Source organism: Streptomyces sp. NPDC021749 (genome assembly GCF_040640655.1).
Taxonomy (GTDB): domain Bacteria; phylum Actinomycetota; class Actinomycetes; order Streptomycetales; family Streptomycetaceae; genus Streptomyces.
This window is the reverse complement of the sequence record NZ_JBFACE010000006.1, coordinates 249,446-268,831: the sequence shown is the minus strand read 5'-3', so window position 1 is coordinate 268,831 and position 19,386 is coordinate 249,446. Positions and strand designations below refer to the sequence as shown.

The following is a 19,386-nucleotide window of genomic DNA, read 5'->3' as shown; positions in this document are numbered from 1 at the left end:
TCGAACGGCTCGCACTACTGGCCATGCACCCACCGGGACCGAGAGGTCACAACCCTACCGAAGAGGGCTGCAGAAGGGATGGTCCTCTAATGAGCACGCACGACGCGGGGGCCCCGCCGGGCGACGGTGGGCCGTTCCTGCTGGGAGTGCGGCACCACGGCCCCGGATCGGCGCGGGCGGTGCGGGCCGCCCTGGAGCGGTGCACGCCCGCCGCGGTGCTGATCGAGGGCCCGCCGGAGGCCGACGACCTGGTGCCGCTGGCCGCCCGGGACGGCATGCGGCCACCGGTCGCCCTGCTCGCCCATGTGCAGGACGATCCCGGCCGGGCGGCGTTCTGGCCGCTGGCAGAGTTCTCCCCGGAGTGGGTGGCGATGCGCTGGGCGCTGGAACACGGCGTCCCCGTCCGGTTCATCGACCTGCCCGCGGCGCACACCCTCGCGATGACGGACGAGACGGACCGCGACCAGGAGCTGGACCAGGGGGAAGAGCAGGAGGAGGACCGGGACCAGGAGCAGATGCGGGTCGATCCGATCCGGGTGCTCGCCGAGGCCGCCGGATACGACGACCCCGAGCGCTGGTGGGAGGACGTGGTCGAGCACCGCGCCGGGACCGGTGCGGCCCGCCCGGGAGGCCCGGACACGGACGCGCTGGCCCCGTTCGCGGCACTGGCCGAGGCGATGGGCGCGCTGCGCGAGACGTACGGCGACGGCGGCCACGACCGCGACCCGGTCCGTGAGGCCCATATGCGGCTCCATCTGCACGCCGCTCGACGGGAGTTCGGGGACGCGGTCGCCGTGGTGTGCGGGGCCTGGCACGTCCCGGCGCTGCGCCGCCGGGCCACCGTGACCGCCGACCGCCGGCTGCTCAAGGGCCTGCCCAAGGTGAAGACCGCGGTGACCTGGGTGCCCTGGACGTACCGGCGGCTGGCCCGGCGCAGCGGCTACGGCGCCGGCATCGCCTCGCCCGGCTGGTACGGCCACCTCTTCAGCGCCCCCGACCGCCCCGTCGAACGCTGGCTGACCAAGGTCGCCGGACTGCTCCGCGAGGAGGACTACGCGGTCTCGTCCGCGCACGTCATCGAGGCGGTGCGGCTCGCGGAGGGGCTGGCCGCGGTCCGCGGCCGGCCGCTGGCCGGGCTGACCGAAGTCGACGACGCGGTCCGGGCCGTGATGGGCGACGGCTCCGACGCGCCCTCCGCGCTGATCCGCGACCGGCTGGTGGTCGGCGAGGTGCTGGGCGAGGTCCCGGAGGACGCCCCCGCGGTACCCCTCCAGCGGGACCTGGCCCGCAGCCAGCGGACCCTGCGGCTCAAACCGGAGGCGCTGGAGCGGGAGTTGGAACTGGACCTGCGCAAGGAGACCGATGGCGGCCGCAGCCGGCTGCTGCACCGACTGCGGCTGCTCGGCGTCCCCTGGGGTGAGCCGGTCCGTTCGCGGGGCGGCACCGGCACCTTCCGGGAGACGTGGCGGCTGCGCTGGGAACCGGAGCTGGCCGTACGGGTCGCCGAGGCCGGTATCTGGGGCACGACCGTGCTCGGCGCCGCCACCGCCAGGGCCGCCTCCGAGGCGTCCGGAGCGGCCGCGCTCGCCGAGGTGACCGCGCTCGCCGAACGCTGTCTGCTCGCCGGGCTCCCGGACGCGCTGCCGGTGGTGATGCGGGCACTGTCGGACCGTGCGGCGCTCGACGCGGACGTGGGCCATCTCGCCCAGGCGCTGCCCGCCCTCGTCCGGTCGGTGCGCTACGGCGATGTGCGCGGCACGGACGCCGGGGCGCTCCGCGAGGTCGCCCTCGGCCTGGCCGAGCGGGTCTTCGTCGGCCTGCCGCCGGCCTGCCTCGGCCTGGACGCCGACGGCGCCACGGAGATGCGCGGTCACCTCGACGCCACACACCGCGCCGTCGCCCTGCTCGCCCAGCCGGACTCCGCGCCGGAGCAGCAGGCCACGTCCCAGCCGGACTCCGCGCCGGAACAGCAGGCCACGTCCGTGCCGGGCTCCGTGCCGGAGCAGGAGGTCACGTCCGTGCCGGGCTCCGTGCCCGGCCCGCGGTCCACGCCGGAGGTGCCGCCGCGGACGGAACCGGCGGGCGGGGGCGATCCCGGTCTGCGGGCCCGCTGGGCCGGGGTGTTGCGGGTGCTCAGCGGCCGGGAGGCGGTTCCCGGGGTGATCCGGGGGCGGGCGGCCCGACTCCTGCTGGACGACGGCGAGTTGGGCGCCGACGGGGCCGGGCAACTGATGGGGCTCGCCCTCTCGCCGGGCACGCCGCCCACCGACGCCGCCGGCTGGATCGAAGGCTTCCTGGGGAGCGGAGCGGGCGGGGACGGCGGCATGCTGCTGGTCCACGACGAGCGGCTGCTCGCCCTGGTCGACCGCTGGCTGACCGGCGTACCGGAGACCGCGTTCACGGACGTGCTCCCGCTGCTGCGCCGGACGTTCGCGGAGTACGAGTCCGGCGTGCGGCGCACGCTCGGCGAACTGATCCGCCGAGGCCCCGCAGCACCCACGTCCGGCGCCGCCGGCCCCGCCGATGACGCCGCGACCGCGGCAGCGCCCGGTTTCGGCCCCGGTCTGGACCGCGACCGCGCCGCCGCCGTCCTGCCCACCCTCCGCCTGCTCCTCGGCATCGAACAGCACGGCTTCGCCGACGGGTGGTCCGCCAACGACCTGACGGGAGCATCGAGTTGAGCGCGCACCTCCCCGGCCCCCGGGCCGGCACGACAGCACCACCCACCCCGGGAACCACCGCTGCCTCACCTCCCGCCCCCGACTCGGAACGCCTGCGCCGTTGGCGCCTGGTGCTCGGTGGCGGCGGGGTGGACGGTACGGGGCATGAGCTGCGCGGGCGGGACGCCGCGATGGACGGGGCGCTGGCCTCGCTCTACGGCCGCCGGAAGGATCCCGGCGGCCGGGCCGCGGACGGCGGCCGGCGCACGGCCGGCCTCGGCGCCTCGGCGCCCGGGGTGGCGCGCTGGCTCGGCGACATCCGGACGTACTTCCCTTCCTCCGTGGTGCAGGTGATGCAGCGGGACGCCATCGACCGGCTGGGGCTGTCCGCGCTCCTCCTGGAGCCGGAGATGCTGGAGGCGGTCGAGGCGGACGTCCATCTGGTGGGCACCCTGCTCTCGCTCAACACGGTCATGCCGGAGACGACCAGGGAGACCGCACGGGCCGTCGTCCGCAAGGTCGTCGAGCGGCTGGAGAAGAAGCTCGCGACCCGCACCCGCGCCACGCTCACCGGCGCGCTGGACCGCTCCGCCCGGATCGCCCGCCCGCGCCACCGCGACATCGACTGGGACCGCACGATCCGCGCCAACCTCAAGAACTACCTCCCCGAGTACCGCACGGTCGTCCCCGAGCGGCTGATCGGCCACGGCCGGGCCGCGCAGTCGGTGAAGAAGGACGTGGTGCTCTGCATCGACCAGTCCGGTTCGATGGCCGCCTCGGTCGTCTACGCCTCGGTGTTCGGCGCGGTGCTGGCCTCCATGCGGGCGCTGGACACCCGGCTGGTCGTCTTCGACACCGCGGTGGTCGACCTGACGGACCAGCTGGACGACCCGGTCGACGTCCTCTTCGGCACCCAGCTCGGCGGCGGTACGGACATCAACCGCGCGCTCGCCTACTGCCAGTCCCGCATCACCCGACCCGCCGAGACCGTCGTCGTGCTCATCAGCGACCTCTACGAGGGCGGCATCCGGGACGAGATGCTCAAGCGGGTCGCCGCGATGAAGGCGTCCGGGGTGCAGTTCGTGACGCTGCTCGCGCTGTCCGACGAGGGCGCGCCGGCCTACGACCGGGAGCACGCCGCGGCGCTCGCGGCCCTGGGCGCGCCGGCGTTCGCCTGTACACCTGATCGGTTTCCGGACGTGATGGCGGCGGCGCTGGAGAAACGCCCGTTGCCCATACCGGACATGACGGAGCAACGGTGACAGGCGCGCCGGAAGGAGTTGCAGGGCACCTGGCCATTCGTGCAAGGATCAGGACATCGCTCGATCGCCCGCGATGTGTGTGACACCGAGGCCGTATGCCCGGGTGTCCCCTTCTGCCCGGCATCCGTATGGGAAGGCCCCTCCTTGTCTGCTGCGTTCGCTCTGCCCGGAACTGTGCGCCCGTCGCGCACGGTGGCCGTGCGGCGCGCGCTGCTGGCGGGGCTGTTCCTGGTGGGTTTCGCCGTTCTCGGCTTCGCCTTCGGTCCCGGCGCCCATGCCGAGGACCGGCCGGGCTCGTCGGCGCCGTCCGGGGCCACGTCCCCGGCGCAGGCACCGGCCGCCGGTGAGCGGACCGCCACGGACCGGCCCGCCACGGACCGGCGCGCGGGCGACATGGACCGGACCGCCGCAGACCGGACCGGTACGGACCGGTCGACCGCGGACCGGACGGCCGCGTACCGGGCCGCCACCCGGTACGGGTCGGCCGAGCGCGCGGACCATGAGTCCCGGGCACACCGGCCGGCCGGCTCCGGCACCGCCGCCGAGCAGGAGGCCGCCGCAGCCGGCGCCCGGATCACCGAGCACGCGGACACCGCCGGCACCGAACTCACCGACGCCGTACGGCCCGCCGTCGAGCAGGCCGGGCCGGTCGTCGGCACGGTCACCCGCCCGGTGACCGGTGCCGTACAGCAGATCGGGGACGCGGTCGGCGGTGCGCTGCCCGTGCAGCTGCCGTCCGTCGAGCTCCCGGGCGGGCCCGGCCACGGCGGCGGCTCGCCGCACGACGGTGGCATGACCGGCGGCGACCGTCCGTCCGGTGCGCGCATCGCCGCTCCGGCCGACGGCCTTGTCGTCGTCCCCCCGGCGCACTGCGTCGAGGGGAAGGCCCGGTCCGCCCCGCAGCTGCCGTCCGTCGTGTCCGGTCAGGGCGACGCGGGGCACCGCGGCCTGCCGGAGCGGCTTCCGCAGGGCCCGATGGCGCCCGCCGAGCACTCCGCCGGCGACCGGCACGGTCCCCGTGGCGGGGACCAGTACGCCGCCGCCCCGGCGGACACACCGCGCTTCCGGCTGCTGCCCGGTGGCGTCCCTACGGCCGACGGCGCCCCGACGCGCCGCCGGGCCGAAGAAATCCTCGAATTCCCGGGCTAGGGCAGACCGCTCCGCGTCTCCGACCGGACCTGCCGCGCGGGGGCGGACAGGTCTGCCCTTCACACCTCTTGAATTCGAAGGAACTTCACCTCCATGCGTACGAACATCCGTCGCGCCGTCGTCGTGGCCGCTGCCGCGACCGGCCTGTGGGCCCTGGGCTCGGTCGCCGCCAACGCGGCCGAACTGCCCGTCGGCACCCCGCAGCTGCCCGCCGCCGGCGCGCTGACCGGTGCCACCCAGCAGCTGCCCACCGGTGACCTGACCGGTACGGCGACCAAGGCCGCGGGCACCGCCACCGGCACCGCGCAGAAGACCGTGGGCGACGTGGCGGGCAAGGCCGCCGGCGTCCTCGGCGGCCGGGTGTCCACCCAGGGCCTCCCGGGCACCGGACGGCTGACCGACGCCGTCGACGTGCCACAGGCCGAGAAGGTCACGAAGACCGAGCAGCCGAAGAAGACCCTGAAGACCCCGAAGGCCGAGCAGGCGAAGCAGGCCCTGAAGGCCGTCAAGAAGACCGCCGGCGCTGCGGACCTCGGTGCGGCCGGCCGCCTCACGGACCGCGCGCTGCCCGGCGTCCCGTCGCTGCCCGCCGTTCCGGGCGCGCCCGCCGCGGAGCTGCCCGGCGGTCTGCCCACGCTTCCGTCGGCCCCGGCGCTGCCCAAGGCCCCCGGTTCCGCCGACAACCTGCTGGCCGGGCTGGCCGGTGCCGGCACCCGTCCCGCGCAGCTGACGCAGCAGTCCCGGGCCGCGCTCGCCACCGTCCGCCCCGTCGTCGACGCGACCGCCGCCGATGTGCTGCCGCCGGTCGCCCGCCGGGTGGTCGTCAAGGTCGTGCCGGTCGCCCAGGGCGCGGCCGGCGGCGCCGGCCGGCTCGCCGGTGACGCGGCCGGCCGGACCGTTCCGTTCGTGACCGTGGTCGGCGGCCGGGCGCAGCTGTTCGCGCGGGGCGCCACGACCGAGGCAGTGCCGTTCGCCCAGGGCGAGGGCGCCGGGGCCGTGGCGTTCGCGCAGGGCACCGGCGCGGCGGCCACCCCGTTCGCCGAGGGCCTGGCCACCGCCGCCGTGACCGACGGCAAGGCCACCGCCACCCAGGCCGTCGCCGGTGTGCGGGGCGCGGCCCCAATCCAGGGCGTCTGAGGCCGGGAGGCCGATCTCACCGGTTCCGGCCGCGGCGGCGGCCGGACACCGGAGCACCCCGAAACAGCCGGGTGGTCCTCTGTGGGGGAGGGCCGCCCGGCCTCGGTGTGTTCGGTGCCGGGAAGTTTCGGCATAAACGCCGGTACCGGCAGGTGAGCACACCGTGAAATCGAAAAAAAGGGGAGGAGGGGAGAGGAGAGCCGCGAGTGCGACGGCGTCGCCGCCGCCCGGTCGCCGGCCGCACCTCCCTTCCGTGCGAGTGGCGAACTGCCTTGATGCGGGGGAGAGTTGAGAGAACGGGGGAGCTCCGGCCCGGAACTGCGCAATCCCTCGGCCGGCGTACCGAAATCCGGGCGGAGACCGAGCGTGGCCGAAAGATCTGTGACCGTAATCACCGCTGGAGTGTGATCTGCGATTTAGGACCTCAAGTCCTGCGGCGATAACCTGCGAGACGGACATGCCGCGTATCCGGACACCGTGTATACGCCTCCCCTGTGACAGCGCCGTCACGTTGCCCTTCGCGGCACGCCCATCGCAGACAACCTTCCGCGATCACTACGGCGATTCTGAGAAGACAAGGGACGGACGCGCGTGGACCTGTTCGAGTACCAGGCGAGGGACCTCTTCGCCAAGCACGGTGTACCGGTGCTGGCCGGTGAAGTCATCGACACGCCTGAGGCGGCCCGCGAGGCGACCGAGCGGCTGGGCGGCAAGTCCGTCGTCAAGGCGCAGGTGAAGGTCGGCGGCCGCGGCAAGGCCGGTGGCGTCAAGCTGGCCGCGACCCCGGACGAGGCCGTCGCCCGCGCGACGGACATCCTCGGCATGGACATCAAGGGCCACACGGTCCACAAGGTGATGATCGCCGAGACCGCGCCGGAGATCGCCGAGGAGTACTACGTCTCGTACCTCCTCGACCGCACCAACCGCACCTTCCTGGCCATGGCCTCGGTGGCCGGCGGCATGGACATCGAGGAGGTCGCCGCGACGACCCCCGAGAAGCTCGCCAAGGTCCCGGTCGACGCCAACGAGGGCGTCTCCATCGAGAAGGCCCGCGAGATCGTCGCCCAGGCGAAGTTCCCGGCCGAGGTCGCCGAGAAGGTCGCCGAGGTCCTGGTCACCCTGTGGAAGACCTTCATCGCCGAGGACGCGCTCCTCGTCGAGGTCAACCCGCTCGCCAAGGTCGCCAGCGGTGACGTCATCGCCCTCGACGGCAAGGTGTCCCTGGACGCCAACGCCGAGTTCCGCCAGCCGGAGCACGAGGCCCTGGAGGACAAGGACGCGGCCAACCCGCTGGAGGCCGCGGCCAAGGCCAAGGGTCTGAACTACGTCAAGCTCGACGGCCAGGTCGGCATCATCGGCAACGGCGCGGGTCTCGTCATGAGCACCCTGGACGTCGTCGCCTACGCCGGCGAGAAGCACGACAACGTCAAGCCCGCCAACTTCCTCGACATCGGTGGCGGCGCCTCCGCCGAGGTCATGGCGAACGGCCTGGAGATCATCCTGGGCGACCCGGACGTCAAGTCCGTGTTCGTCAACGTCTTCGGTGGCATCACCGCCTGCGACGAGGTCGCCAAGGGCATCGTGCAGGCCCTGGAGCTGCTCAAGTCCAAGGGCGAAGAGGTCACCAAGCCCCTGGTCGTGCGCCTCGACGGCAACAACGCGGAGCTGGGCCGCCAGATCCTGTCGGAGGCCAACCACCCGCTGGTGCAGCGCGTGGACACCATGGACGGTGCGGCCGACAAGGCCGCCGAGCTGGCCGCTAAGTAAGAGGGACGAGGACACTAACAACCATGGCTATCTTCCTCACCAAGGAAAGCAAGGTCATCGTCCAGGGCATGACCGGTGCCACGGGCATGAAGCACACCAAGCTGATGCTGGGTGACGGCACCAACATCGTCGGTGGTGTCAACCCGCGCAAGGCCGGCACCTCCGTCGACTTCGACGGCACCGAGGTCCCGGTCTTCGGCTCCGTCGCCGAGGCGATGGAGAAGACGGGCGCCAACGTCTCCGTCCTCTTCGTCCCGCCGGCCTTCGCCAAGGCCGCCGTCGTCGAGGCGATCGACGCCGAGATCCCGCTGGCCGTCGTGATCACCGAGGGCATCGCGGTCCACGACTCCGCCGCCTTCTGGGCGTACGCGAAGGCCAAGGGCAACAAGACCCGCATCATCGGCCCGAACTGCCCCGGCCTGATCACCCCCGGCCAGTCCAACGCCGGCATCATCCCGGGCGACATCACCAAGCCCGGCCGCATCGGCCTGGTGTCGAAGTCCGGCACGCTGACCTACCAGATGATGTACGAGCTGCGCGACATCGGCTTCTCGTCGGCCGTCGGCATCGGCGGTGACCCGGTCATCGGCACCACGCACATCGACGCGCTCGCCGCGTTCGAGGCCGACCCGGACACCGACCTGATCGTGATGATCGGCGAGATCGGCGGCGACGCCGAGGAGCGTGCGGCCGACTTCATCAAGGCCAACGTCACCAAGCCGGTCGTCGGCTACGTCGCGGGCTTCACCGCGCCCGAGGGCAAGACCATGGGCCACGCCGGCGCCATCGTCTCCGGCTCCTCCGGCACCGCCCAGGCGAAGAAGGAGGCCCTGGAGGCCGCCGGCGTCAAGGTCGGCAAGACCCCGTCGGAGACCGCGCGGCTGGCCCGCGAGATCCTCGTCGGCTGACCTCGGCCGAGTCCGGCAGCCGCGCTGCCGGTCCGCGCGGCGTCGGCACCGCCGGACCCGTCCTGCGGCGCAGTGCTCGCCGTGTTCCCGGACGCGGGCCCGTACCCCTGGTGGGTGCGGGCCCGCGCCCGTTGGGGGCGGGCGGTCAGCGCATCTCGGGCAGCAGCCGGGCCTGGTTCGGCGGGGTGCGGTGCACGGCGCGGTCGGCGGCCGGCCCGGGGTGGTGGGCGGCCGGTGCCTTGGCGACGTCCGGCTGCGGCGGCGCGTCGTAGTGGTCCGGTGCGGCGATCGCGACGGACAGGGTGACCAGCGCGAACAGTCCGGTCAGCCCGAACGCGGCCCGGGCCGTCCGCCGGGCGCCGCGCTCGCTGCCGTCCCGTAGCTGCGCACCGGTCAGCGGCGGCTCCCCGGTGGCGGGCCCGTCGTCCGCCGGGCCGGTGAGGAGCGCGGTCAGCCGGTCCCGCAGGATCTCGCCCTGCCGGGCCGGCGGCTGCCCGGCGAGGCCCAGTCCGGGCAGGTGGGCGGCGAGCAGGTCCCGGGCGTGGGTGAGCCGGCCGGCCGCGGCCCGGGTGCTGGCCTCGACCTCGGCCGCGGTCGCGGACAGCCCGAGCCCGAGGCCGTCGTGCAGCAGCAGCACCCGCCGGTACGGGGCGGGCAGCGCGGCGATCGCCTCCCGCAGTGGCTGGTCCGCGTCGTCCGCAGGCTCCACTCGCCGCGTACGGGCGGCCGCCCGGCCTTCCGGCACCAGGCGGTGCCACGGCCGCAGCGCGTGGTCGTACACCGCGGCCCGCACCCAGCCCGCCGGGTCCGGGGCCACCGCGACCTCCGGCCACCGCTGCCAGGCCAGCCGGAAGCCGTGCTCCACTGCCCGCCGGGCGAGCCCGGGCTGCCCGGTGAGCAGGCACGCCTGCCGGGTGAGCGCGGCGGCGTGCCGGATGTGCAGCTCGTCGAAGGCGGTGGCGGCGGGGGACCGCCCGGCAGCGGGCGGGGAGGTGTACGCGGTCATGCCCAGCAGTGTGGAAAGCGGCGAACCCGCATCAGCTGCGACACGTGCGACACGACGACCATTTCGCCGGTACGTGGTGGAAATTCGCTTTCTTGGCAGCATGGCGGCGTGAGTGAGTACCTCGGCAGCGGCCCCCCATGGCTCCCGTCCGGCCGGACCGCGCCCCGGCGCTCCTCCGCGCTCGGCGCCGCCTTCCTCGGCGGGGTGACCGCCGCCGGCCTCGGTCTCGGCGCGCTGACGGTCGCGGTGCTGCTGCTGTGGGTCGCCGCCCCCTACCCCGACACCAGCCTGTCCCACGCGCTGCACCTCGCCGCGGACCTGTGGCTGCTGGCGCACGGCGGGGACCTCGTACGGGACGTGCCGCACTCGGCCGTACCGGCACCGGTGGCGCTCACCCCGCTGCTGCTCGCCGTCCTGCCGGTGTGGCTGCTGCACCGGGCCGCCCGGCACACCCTGGCCACCGCGGACGACCCGGCCCCGGCGGCCGGCCCGACCGCGCCGCGCACCCTGCTCGGCGCGCTGCTCACCGGATACCTGCTGGTCGCGGGCGCTGCCCTGGGATACGCCTCGGCCGGCCGGCCGGCCGCCGAACCGCTCAGCGCACTGCTGTGCGTCCCGGGCACCGCGGTCGCCACGATGGCCGTCACCGCCTGGCGGGTCCTGGGGCACGGCGGTGCCGCCCTGCTGCCTGCGGGCGTCCGGCGGGCGGGTGCGAAGGTGCCCGGCCGGCTGCGGACCGCCCTCGGCGGCAGCCGCCTCGCCGCCGCCCGCCGGGCCGCCGGTGCGGGCCTCGTGGCGCTGCTGGCGGGCGGGGCGCTGCTGACCCTGGTCGGGCTCGCGGTGCACGGCGGACGGGTGCGCCACGACCTCCTGACGCTCGCACCGGACTGGGCGAGCCGCGCCACGGTGCTGCTGCTGTGCCTCCTGCTGCTCCCGAACGCGGCGATCTGGGGCTCCGCCTACGGTCTCGGGCCGGGCTTCACGCTGGGCGCGGACAGCACGATCGGTCCGCTGGGCGCCTCGGCACACCCGCCGGTGCCGGGGCTGCCGCTGCTCGGCGGGGTGCCGGAGGTGGGCCCGGGCACGCCGCTGACCTGGGCGGTGGCCGTTCTGCCGGTGGCCGCCGGGGTCTGGCTCGCCCGCTCGGTGGCCCGTATGGCGACCGACTCCGGTTCCGCGGACGGGACGTGGCCGGGGCCCTGGTCGTGGCGGCGGACGGCCGGTGTCGCGGCGTACGCGGCACTGCTGTGCGGCGCCGGCACGGCGGTGCTGGCGGGCCTGGCCGGCGGGGCACTGGGGCACGGCACGCTCGCCGCGTTCGGCCCGAGCGGCTGGCGCACCGGCCTCGCGGCGGCGGCCTGGACCGCCCTCGCCGGCGTCCCCGCCGCCCTCGTCCTCCGGTCCTGGCAGCTCCGGCGCGCCGGGGGGACGGCGGCCCCTGCGGACGAGGGCACCTGCGGACGACGACGGGAAGGCGACGACGGCGGGAAGGCGACGGCGGACGGTGAGACGACCACCGGCGGTGAGACGACCACCGGCGGGGAGACGACCACCGGCGGGGAGACGACCACCGGCGGGGAGACGACCACCGGTGGAGAGGCGGCAACGGCGGGGAAGGCGGCAACGGCGGGGAAGGCGGCAACAGAGGGGCAGGCGGCGGCCCCGGCGCCCCGCTGAACGGAGGGTGCCTTCTCCGCGGCTACTCCTGCACGCTCAGCAGCGGCCGCAGTTCCTTCGGCAGCAGCTTCTCGCAGGACTTCCCGGACGACTGCGTCAGGGCGTCGTTCACGCAGGTGAAGTAGTCGCGGTAGACGATCTGGACGGCGAACGTCCCGGCCACCAGCATCAGCGCGAGCGAGGCGGTCACCAGGCCCGCGACGGCCGCGGTGACCTGCGGCCTGGGGCTGCCCGGGCCGCCGGCGCGCGGGCCCTGGGCGGGCGGCTGGTGCGGGGCCGGGCGGCCCTCCATGGCGGCGGTGGTCGCCGATGCGGAGGCCTTGGTCGGGTCCGGCTTGGCGCGCAGTGCGCTGATGCCCCAGTAGATCGCCAGCGAGCCGAGCAGCAGGGAGACCTCGGAGAGGCTGAAGAGCACGAAGAAGAACGCCCACATGCCGGCCAGCAGGGCGTAGCGGGCCCGGCGCTGGGCCGGGTCGGTGGGGTCCCAGCGGAGGTTGCCGGGGCCGCCGGGGCCGCCGCCGGGCTGGCCGTTGCGGCCGCCCGGGCGGGTGCCGAAGCCGCCGCTCTGCCGGCCCGGCTGCCGGGGGCTCCACTGGCTGCCCCAGCTCGGCGCCGGCCCGTCCGGGTCCTGGCCCTCGCCCTGCCCCTCTCCGTTGCCCTGACCCTGACCCTGGCCCTGTTCCTGGTCCTGGCCGTGCGCGGACGGGGCGGGGTGGCGGGGCCGCCACTCCTGGTCGGGGGTGCCGGGCGGCGGGGGTGCGAACGGGTTGTCGCGGTCGGGGTCCGGCGACGGACCGGAGGACGACGACATGCGGCCGCGTGGCAGCACCACCACCCCCGGGGCGGTGGTGGGCTGGGGGTACCCCCCAGCGGTAGCCGGGGGAGTGAGCAGGAGGGCCGCGCGGCGGCGTCGGTCCGTCATCTGGAGTGCGTCTTCCCCTTGTCTCGTCCGTACGCGGGCCTTCGTGACCGGCGGTCGGATACCACGAACTGCGTGCAGTCTCACGCCCGACGCTACCTCCCGTCCCCGCCCCCGTCCCGCGGGGGCCGCTCGGTGTGCCGGTATCGTTGCTGACGGTCGGCGCCTTCGTAGGGTTCCCCGGATCTGCGGTACCCGCGGCCTTGTACGACCACACAAAGCAGGTGAGCCTCACCGCTCGCGAGATCGAGAAAGAGCCCCGCCGTGGCTTCGTCCCCGCCCCCCGCCCCGTCCGCCCCCTCCGCCGGGCCCGCCCGTCCGGCCCGCATCGTCGTGCTCGTCTCCGGTTCCGGTACGAACCTGCAGGCACTGCTGGACGCCATCGCCGCGCGCGGTGCCGAGGAGTACGGCGCCGAGATCGTGGCCGTGGGCGCCGACCGCGGTGCCATCGCGGGCCTGGAGCGGGCCGAGAAGGCGGGCCTGCCGACCTTCGTCTGCCGGGTCAAGGACCACGGCAGCCGCGCGGAGTGGGATGCCGCGCTGACCGCGGCGACCGCCGCGTACGAGCCGGACCTGGTGGTGTCGGCCGGCTTCATGAAGATCCTGGGCAAGGAGTTCCTGGCCCGTTTCGGCGGCCGGACCGTCAACACCCACCCGGCGCTGCTGCCGAGTTTTCCCGGTGCCCACGGTGTGCGCGACGCGCTCGCGTACGGCGCGAAGGTCACCGGATGCACCGTCCACTTCGTCGACGACGGGGTCGACACCGGCCCGATCATCGCGCAGAGCGTGGTCGAGATCCGGGACGAGGACGATGAAGCCGCGCTGCATGAGCGCATCAAGGAAGTCGAGCGATCGCTGCTCGTCGAGGTCGTGGGGCACCTGGCCCGGCACGGCTACCGCATTGAGGGACGAAAGGTACGTATCTCGTGACCGCCGAAGGTACGAAGCGGCCCATCCGCCGCGCGCTGGTCAGCGTCTACGACAAGTCCGGGCTGGAGGAGCTGGCTCAGGGCCTGCACGCGGCGGGCGTCGAGCTCGTCTCGACCGGGTCGACGGCCGGGAAGATCGCCGCGGCCGGGGTGCCGGTCACCAAGGTCGAGGAGCTGACGGGCTTCCCCGAGTGCCTCGACGGCCGGGTCAAGACCCTGCACCCGAAGGTGCACGCCGGCATCCTCGCCGACCTGCGCCTGGAGGCCCACCGGCAGCAGCTGGCGGAGCTGGGCGTGGAGCCGTTCGACCTGGTGATCGTGAACCTCTACCCGTTCCGGGAGACCGTCGCCTCCGGCGCCACCCCCGATGAGTGCGTCGAGCAGATCGACATCGGCGGCCCCTCGATGGTCCGGGCCGCCGCCAAGAACCACCCGTCGGTCGCGGTCGTCACCAGCCCCGCCCGGTACGCCGACGTGCTCGCCGCGGTCCGTGACGGCGGCTTCGACCTGACCGCCCGCAAGCGGCTGGCAGCGGAGGCGTTCCAGCACACCGCCGCCTACGACGTGGCCGTCGCGGGCTGGTTCGCGGATGACTACGCCGCCGCCGACGACAGCGGCTTCCCCGACTTCCTGGGCGCGACCTACGCGCGCAAGAACGTGCTGCGCTACGGCGAGAACCCGCACCAGGGCGCCGCGCTGTACGTGACCGGTGAGGGCGGGCTGGCCGAGGCCGAGCAGCTGCACGGCAAGGAGATGTCGTACAACAACTACACGGACACCGACGCCGCGCGCCGGGCCGCGTACGACCACGCCGAGCCCTGTGTGGCCATCATCAAGCACGCCAACCCGTGCGGCATCGCGATCGGCGCGGACGTCGCCGAGGCCCACCGCAAGGCGCACGCCTGCGACCCGGTCTCGGCGTACGGCGGCGTGATCGCCGTCAACCGCCCGGTGTCGGTGGCGATGGCCGAGCAGGTCGCCGAGATCTTCACCGAGGTCATCGTGGCGCCCGGCTACGAGGACGGCGCGGTCGAGGTCCTGGCCCGGAAGAAGAACATCCGGGTGCTCCGCGCCGAGGGCGCCCCGGCCGCCCCGGTGGAGGTCAAGCAGATCGACGGCGGTGCGCTGCTCCAGGTCACCGACCGCCTCCAGGCCGACGGCGACGACCCGGCCAACTGGACGCTGGCGGCCGGCGAGGCGCTGGCGCCGGAGCAGCTGGCCGAGCTGGCGTTCGCCTGGAAGGCGTGCCGCGCGGTGAAGTCCAACGCGATCCTGCTCGCCAAGGACGGCGCCTCGGTGGGCGTCGGCATGGGCCAGGTCAACCGCGTCGACTCCTGCAAGCTGGCCGTCGAGCGGGCCGGCGAGGAGCGGGCGCGCGGCTCGTACGCCGCCTCGGACGCCTTCTTCCCGTTCCCCGACGGCCCGGAGATCCTCCTCGCGGCCGGTGTCCGGGCGATCGTCCAGCCGGGCGGTTCGATCCGTGACGAGCTGGTCGTCGAGGCCGCCAAGAAGGCCGGCGTGACGATGTACTTCACCGGCGCCCGGCACTTCTTCCACTGAGCCGCACCGCGTACGGCGAAGGGCCGCATCCCCGCCCGGGGGTGCGGCCCTTCGCCGTTGGTGCGGCGCGGTCGGTAACGCGGTCAGTAACGCGGCCGGTTGAACCAGGCGTTGCCCTCGTCCTTCGAGACGAAGACCAGCACCAGGATGCCCAGGACCGTGTGGACCAGGCCGATCGGGAAGCTGAGGAAGCTCAGGATGATGTTGGCCACGCCGAAGACGATGGTGGCGACGCGGACGCCGGAGCCGCCGTTGGCGAACTGCAGGGCCAGGGTGATCGCGGACACCGTGAAGATCACGATGACCACGATGACGGCGATCAGCAGGCCCTTGCCGATGTTCAGTGCCGTGATGTCGTCACTGGTGGTGTACGCCGAGGTGTTGTGCGACGCCTTGCTGACGCCGCCCAGGCCCGCCACGGCGAGCACCAGGCCGATGAGGTTCAGCCCGGCCAGCACGAACAGCATCACCCGGGCGGCCTTGACACCGCCGGGCATCACCATCGGGTACTGCGGCTGCATGGCCGGCATCGGACCGCCCGGGTACGGGCCGTACGGCGAGGGCTGCGGCGGCTGCTGGGGATAGCCGTAGCCGGGCTGCTGGCCCGGAGGGGGGCCGTAGGGGTTCTGGTTGGGGTAGCTCACGGGCGGTGTCCTTCAAGCGACTTGAGGCGGTATCGGTGAGCGCCGCGAAGGCCCCCGGTCGCTGCTGCGAGGGGGCCTTCGTGGGCTGTGGGGACGTGCGTGCGGCCCGGAGCGGTCCTACTTGACGCTCACGACCACGGAGCCGACGATCTTGTCCGCGAAGGTCTGCTTCTTGTCGTCCCACAGCGGCCACAGCCAGCCGATGCCGCACAGCAGGCCGTTGAGGTAGCGGCAGAGGTACCGCACGAAGGTCATGCCGAAGCCCATGGGCTGGCCGGTGGCCTCCTTGATGACCTTGATGCCCAGCGCCTTCTTGCCCGGGGTCTGGCCGCTGCTGCCTTCCTTGGCCATGAGGAAGAAGCTTCCGGCCACGGCGATCAGCCACGCGAGCGCCATCACGATGATGGCGCCGACCGGCGTGGCGCTGTCGGCGGCCGAGTTGTAGGCGTCGCTGATGCACTGGATGTCGCCCGGCGGGCAGGACGAGGTGTCCGGAGTCGCCGACGAGGCGGAACTCGCCGCCATGACGCCGCCGATGATGTACAGGATGATCGGCAGGGCGCCGATGATCAGGACGTCGATCAGGATGGCGCCGACCCGCGCACCCCAACTCGCGTAACCCATCGGCATCCCCGGCATGCCCGGCTGCCCGTACGGAGCCGCCTGCGGGTAGGCGCCGTAGCCCGGCTGGCCCTGCGGCGGGACCTGACCCTGCTGGGGGTAGCCGTACGCCTGCTGCGGGGCCTGCGGCTGCTGCGGGTAGCCGTAGCCGGGGCCGCCCTGCGGGGGCGCCGGGGGCTGCTGCCCGTAGGGCGCCTGCGGCGGCTGGCCGTACGGGTTGTTCGGGTCGCCGAAGCTCATGTGGTGTTTTCCTCCGTTGGGTCAGTGGGGGACGACGCAGCGTGACTCGGAGGAAAAACAGGTTTCAGGTTTCACTGGCCCGCCCCCGACGATGCCTGCGGCACTGCGGCGACAATCCTTCTAGGTGGGCCTTGACTCTGTCCAGTCAGATAGCGGAGCCGTTGTCCAAGCGCAATGATCACTTCCGGCCATATCATGTCCGGAAAATGCGGGGGGAGATGGGGCCCGGACCGGGTCGGCGCACCACAGGGCCCGCGGGCGCCGCGCGCGCCCTGATTGGAACGTGACCGCCCTCATCCGGGAGGATGGAGACATGACTGCCCAGATTCTGGATGGCAAGGCCACCGCAGCCGCTATCAAGTCCGAGCTCGCCGCCCGCGTCGAGGCCCTGAAGGCCAAGGGCGTGCAGCCCGGCCTGGGCACCCTCCTGGTCGGCGACGACCCCGGCAGCCGCTGGTACGTCAACGGCAAGCACCGCGACTGCGCACAGGTGGGCATCGCCTCCATCCAGCGCGAACTGCCCGAGACCGCCACCCAGGAGGAGATCGAGGCGGTCGTCCGCGAGCTGAACGAGGACCCGGCCTGCACCGGCTACATCGTCCAACTCCCGCTCCCCAAGGGCATCGACGCCAACCGCGTCCTGGAGCTGATGGACCCGGCCAAGGACGCCGACGGACTGCACCCGATGAGCCTGGGCCGGCTGGTCCTTGGCATCGAGGGCCCGCTGCCGTGCACCCCGTACGGCATCGTCCAGCTGCTGCGCCGGCACAACGTCGAGATCAAGGGCGCCCACGTCGTCGTGGTCGGCCGGGGCATCACCATCGGCCGCCCGATGCCGCTGGTGCTCACCCGCAAGTCCGAGAACGCCACCGTGACCCAGTGCCACACCGGCACCAAGGACCTGTCCGCGCACCTGAAGCAGGCCGACATCATCGTCGCCGCGGCCGGTGTGCCGCACATCATCAAGCCGGAGGACGTCAAGCCCGGCGCGGCGGTCCTGGACGTCGGCGTCAGCCGGGACGAACAGGGCAAGATCGTCGGCGATGTGCACCCCGGCGTGGCCGAGGTGGCCGGCTGGGTCGCCCCCAACCCCGGCGGCGTCGGCCCGATGACCCGCGCCCAGCTGCTGGTCAACGTCGTCGAGGCGGCCGAGCGCGCGGCCGGCTGAGCCGACCGTTGCCCGTACCCTCGAAGAGGTCACGCCCGGCCGCGCACGGCCGGGCCGACCGCCGGACCAGGACACCGAAGGGACTGCCAGCCATGCCAGCCGAAGCACATTCGGACGGCGCCTCCGAGCCGCAGCGCTCCTCGCGCCGCTTCCCGACGCTGACCCGCGACACCGCCCGGCCGGAGGGCGGCGGCCGGGCCGCCTCCGGCGAGCACTCCGCGCCCGCCCGGCAGTGGCCGCTGCTCACGGTCATGGGCGGGGTCGCCCTCGGGCTGCTGCTGGTCGCGCTCGACGCGTTCCGCATCGGCTCGCTGGTCGTCGGGCTGTCCCTGCTGGCCGGCGCCGGGCTGCGCTGGGCGCTGCCGTCGGTGGGCATGCTCGCGGTGCGCTCCCGCTTCACGGACCTGGCGACGTACGGCGTGCTCGGCTTCGTGATCGTGGTGCTGTCGACGATGGTGCAGCCCAAGCCGTGGATCCACATCCCGTTCCTGGACGACATCGTGCACTTCACGGTGCGCTGACGCGGCGTCCGCGACGCACGGCACGACGGCGGCCCGTCCATCCCCAGGGGAAGGACGGGCCGCCGCCGTGTGGTTCAGGGCCTCAGCACCACTTGTTCGAGTAGATGGTCATGAGGTTGGAGCCGATGAACTTCCAGCCGGTGCCGCGGTTGAGCTTCGCGTGGTGGCCGCGGTACTTGGGCTTCTCCCAGACCGTCACGTTGCAGCGCGTGCCGTTGTTGTAGGCCGACAGCGGGTAGTCGAAGGCACCGTGGTAGCGCCGCAGGTCACGGTTGTTGCCGGCGACCTTCTTCGGCGTCCCCTTGAAGTTGGCCTGCGGGTAGACGCACAGGTAGCCGCGGGGGCAGTTGCTCGGGGCCCGCAGGACGGTGGCCGAGCCCTGCTTCGCGGGGGCGGCGCTGGCGCTGACGGCCGGGGCCAGCGCGAGCCCCCCGGTGACGGCCGCGGCGGCCGCGGTGAGGGCGAGGCGCTTGCGAGCGTTCATGGTCGGGTTCCTCCCCGTAGGTGGTCAGTGAGGCGGCGCGGGGTGGACCGCGCCGCCGTGGTGCGTCACCGACTGTGCGCCGCCGGACCGCACGGCGGCCAGCGAACCCGCGCCGCTGGGGACCCGCTGGGACGTCCCACTCGCTGACCTGCGGGGACGGCGGATGCCCGGACGTCGCGCTGGGACGGCGAGGTGTCTGGAAGGAGGCGGTACGCATGTCCGGATACCGTGCGGAATCCGTAAAAACGGGAACCGGAGGGGGCATCCGGGCCATCATCGGCGCACAGGGGGCTGCTGGCCTCGGGGGATCACAAACGCGTATGGGGTGGAACATGTCGCGTTGGAAAGGGCTGCCCGAAACCCTTGACCATCGGGTGCGGCAGCTCGTCGTACAGCTGCGGAGGCTGAAGGACCACAGCGGGCTGAGCCTGGCCTCGCTCGCCGCCAGGACCGCGTACAGCAAGTCGTCGTGGGAGCGCTACCTCAACGGCAAGAAGCTGCCGCCGCAGGACGCGGTGGAGGCGCTGGCGCGGATCTGCGGCGCCGATGTGACCCGGCTGCTGGCGCTGCACGAGGTCGCGGCGCAGGCGTGGGGCGCGGAACGGGCGGGTCAGCCCGGACCTTCCAGGGCTTCAGGGCCTTCAGGGCCTTCAGGGCCTTCAGGGGCCGCAGGGTCTCCAGGTTCTTCAGGGGACGAGACCGGGGGCGCCGCACCTGGCCGGGGAGAACCCGCC

Annotated in this window: 17 protein-coding genes; 12 read left to right on the top strand and 5 right to left on the bottom strand. The window is 73.8% G+C overall.

Annotation, left to right across the window (positions count from 1 at the left end):
• The first annotated feature begins 89 nt into the window (after positions 1-89).
• From AB0G35_RS08990 to sucD, 6 genes are all read left to right on the top strand, one after another.
• Complete coding sequence (locus AB0G35_RS08990) at positions 90-2,681, top strand: DUF5682 family protein (RefSeq protein ID WP_360946022.1); 2,592 nt, start codon at positions 90-92, stop codon at positions 2,679-2,681.
• A 92-nt stretch (positions 2,682-2,773) separates the two neighbouring features.
• Complete coding sequence (locus tag AB0G35_RS08985) at positions 2,774-3,922, top strand: VWA domain-containing protein (RefSeq protein WP_360946082.1); 1,149 nt, start codon at positions 2,774-2,776, stop codon at positions 3,920-3,922.
• A 192-nt stretch (positions 3,923-4,114) separates the two neighbouring features.
• A complete protein-coding gene (locus tag AB0G35_RS08980) occupies positions 4,115-5,071 on the top strand; it encodes a hypothetical protein (RefSeq protein ID WP_360946019.1) in 957 nt (318 codons plus the stop codon).
• Positions 5,072-5,164: 93 nt separating this feature from the next.
• On the top strand, positions 5,165-6,208 hold the full coding sequence (locus AB0G35_RS08975; protein WP_360946016.1) for a hypothetical protein: 1,044 nt from the start codon (positions 5,165-5,167) through the stop codon (positions 6,206-6,208).
• Positions 6,209-6,799: 591 nt separating this feature from the next.
• Positions 6,800-7,975, top strand: a complete 1,176-nt coding sequence (sucC, locus tag AB0G35_RS08970; protein ID WP_360946013.1) for an ADP-forming succinate--CoA ligase subunit beta — start codon at positions 6,800-6,802, stop codon at positions 7,973-7,975.
• A 23-nt stretch (positions 7,976-7,998) separates the two neighbouring features.
• On the top strand, positions 7,999-8,883 hold the full coding sequence (gene sucD, locus AB0G35_RS08965; RefSeq protein ID WP_360946010.1) for a succinate--CoA ligase subunit alpha: 885 nt from the start codon (positions 7,999-8,001) through the stop codon (positions 8,881-8,883).
• A 145-nt stretch (positions 8,884-9,028) separates the two neighbouring features.
• Here the strand turns inward: sucD and AB0G35_RS08960 are convergent, their stop codons facing one another.
• Complete coding sequence (locus AB0G35_RS08960) at positions 9,029-9,889, bottom strand: sigma factor-like helix-turn-helix DNA-binding protein (RefSeq protein ID WP_360946007.1); 861 nt, start codon at positions 9,887-9,889, stop codon at positions 9,029-9,031.
• A gap of 108 nt (positions 9,890-9,997) precedes the next feature.
• Here AB0G35_RS08960 and AB0G35_RS08955 point away from each other — a divergent pair, with 108 nt between their 5' ends.
• A complete protein-coding gene (locus AB0G35_RS08955) occupies positions 9,998-11,566 on the top strand; it encodes a DUF6350 family protein (protein WP_360946004.1) in 1,569 nt (522 codons plus the stop codon).
• A gap of 22 nt (positions 11,567-11,588) precedes the next feature.
• On the opposite strand, the gene AB0G35_RS08950 is transcribed toward AB0G35_RS08955, so the two are convergent.
• Entirely contained in the window at positions 11,589-12,488 is a 900-nt protein-coding gene (locus AB0G35_RS08950) for a hypothetical protein (protein WP_360946001.1), read from the bottom strand.
• Between the two features lie 261 nt (positions 12,489-12,749).
• Here AB0G35_RS08950 and purN point away from each other — a divergent pair, with 261 nt between their 5' ends.
• Complete coding sequence (gene purN, locus AB0G35_RS08945; RefSeq protein WP_360945998.1) at positions 12,750-13,415, top strand: phosphoribosylglycinamide formyltransferase; 666 nt, start codon at positions 12,750-12,752, stop codon at positions 13,413-13,415.
• Entirely contained in the window at positions 13,412-14,974 is a 1,563-nt protein-coding gene (purH, locus tag AB0G35_RS08940; RefSeq protein ID WP_360945995.1) for a bifunctional phosphoribosylaminoimidazolecarboxamide formyltransferase/IMP cyclohydrolase, read from the top strand. Before purN ends, purH begins: the two co-directional genes overlap by 4 nt.
• Before the next feature lie 83 nt (positions 14,975-15,057).
• Here the strand turns inward: purH and AB0G35_RS08935 are convergent, their stop codons facing one another.
• Together AB0G35_RS08935 and AB0G35_RS08930 are read right to left on the bottom strand one after the other, a co-directional pair.
• Positions 15,058-15,618, bottom strand: a complete 561-nt coding sequence (locus AB0G35_RS08935; protein WP_360945992.1) for a hypothetical protein — start codon at positions 15,616-15,618, stop codon at positions 15,058-15,060.
• A gap of 117 nt (positions 15,619-15,735) precedes the next feature.
• Positions 15,736-16,479, bottom strand: coding sequence for an RDD family protein (locus tag AB0G35_RS08930; protein WP_360945989.1), 744 nt, complete (start codon positions 16,477-16,479; stop codon positions 15,736-15,738).
• A 313-nt stretch (positions 16,480-16,792) separates the two neighbouring features.
• Between AB0G35_RS08930 and AB0G35_RS08925 the strand changes: the two genes are divergently transcribed.
• The gene (locus AB0G35_RS08925) at positions 16,793-17,647 is read left to right on the top strand and encodes a bifunctional methylenetetrahydrofolate dehydrogenase/methenyltetrahydrofolate cyclohydrolase (RefSeq protein WP_360945986.1); all 855 of its coding nucleotides are present in this window, start codon (positions 16,793-16,795) and stop codon (positions 17,645-17,647) included.
• A gap of 92 nt (positions 17,648-17,739) precedes the next feature.
• Positions 17,740-18,168 carry a DUF3017 domain-containing protein gene (locus tag AB0G35_RS08920; protein ID WP_360945983.1) on the top strand — a complete coding sequence of 143 codons (429 nt, stop codon included), beginning with the start codon at positions 17,740-17,742 and terminating at the stop codon, positions 18,166-18,168.
• A gap of 82 nt (positions 18,169-18,250) precedes the next feature.
• Here AB0G35_RS08920 and AB0G35_RS08915 read toward each other — a convergent pair whose 3' ends face one another.
• Entirely contained in the window at positions 18,251-18,652 is a 402-nt protein-coding gene (locus AB0G35_RS08915) for a peptidase inhibitor family I36 protein (RefSeq protein WP_360945980.1), read from the bottom strand.
• 332 nt (positions 18,653-18,984) lie between these two features.
• On the opposite strand from AB0G35_RS08915, the gene AB0G35_RS08910 reads away from it, so the two are divergent.
• On the top strand, positions 18,985-19,386 hold a 402-nt coding region (locus tag AB0G35_RS08910; RefSeq protein WP_360945977.1), incomplete at its 3' end, for a helix-turn-helix transcriptional regulator.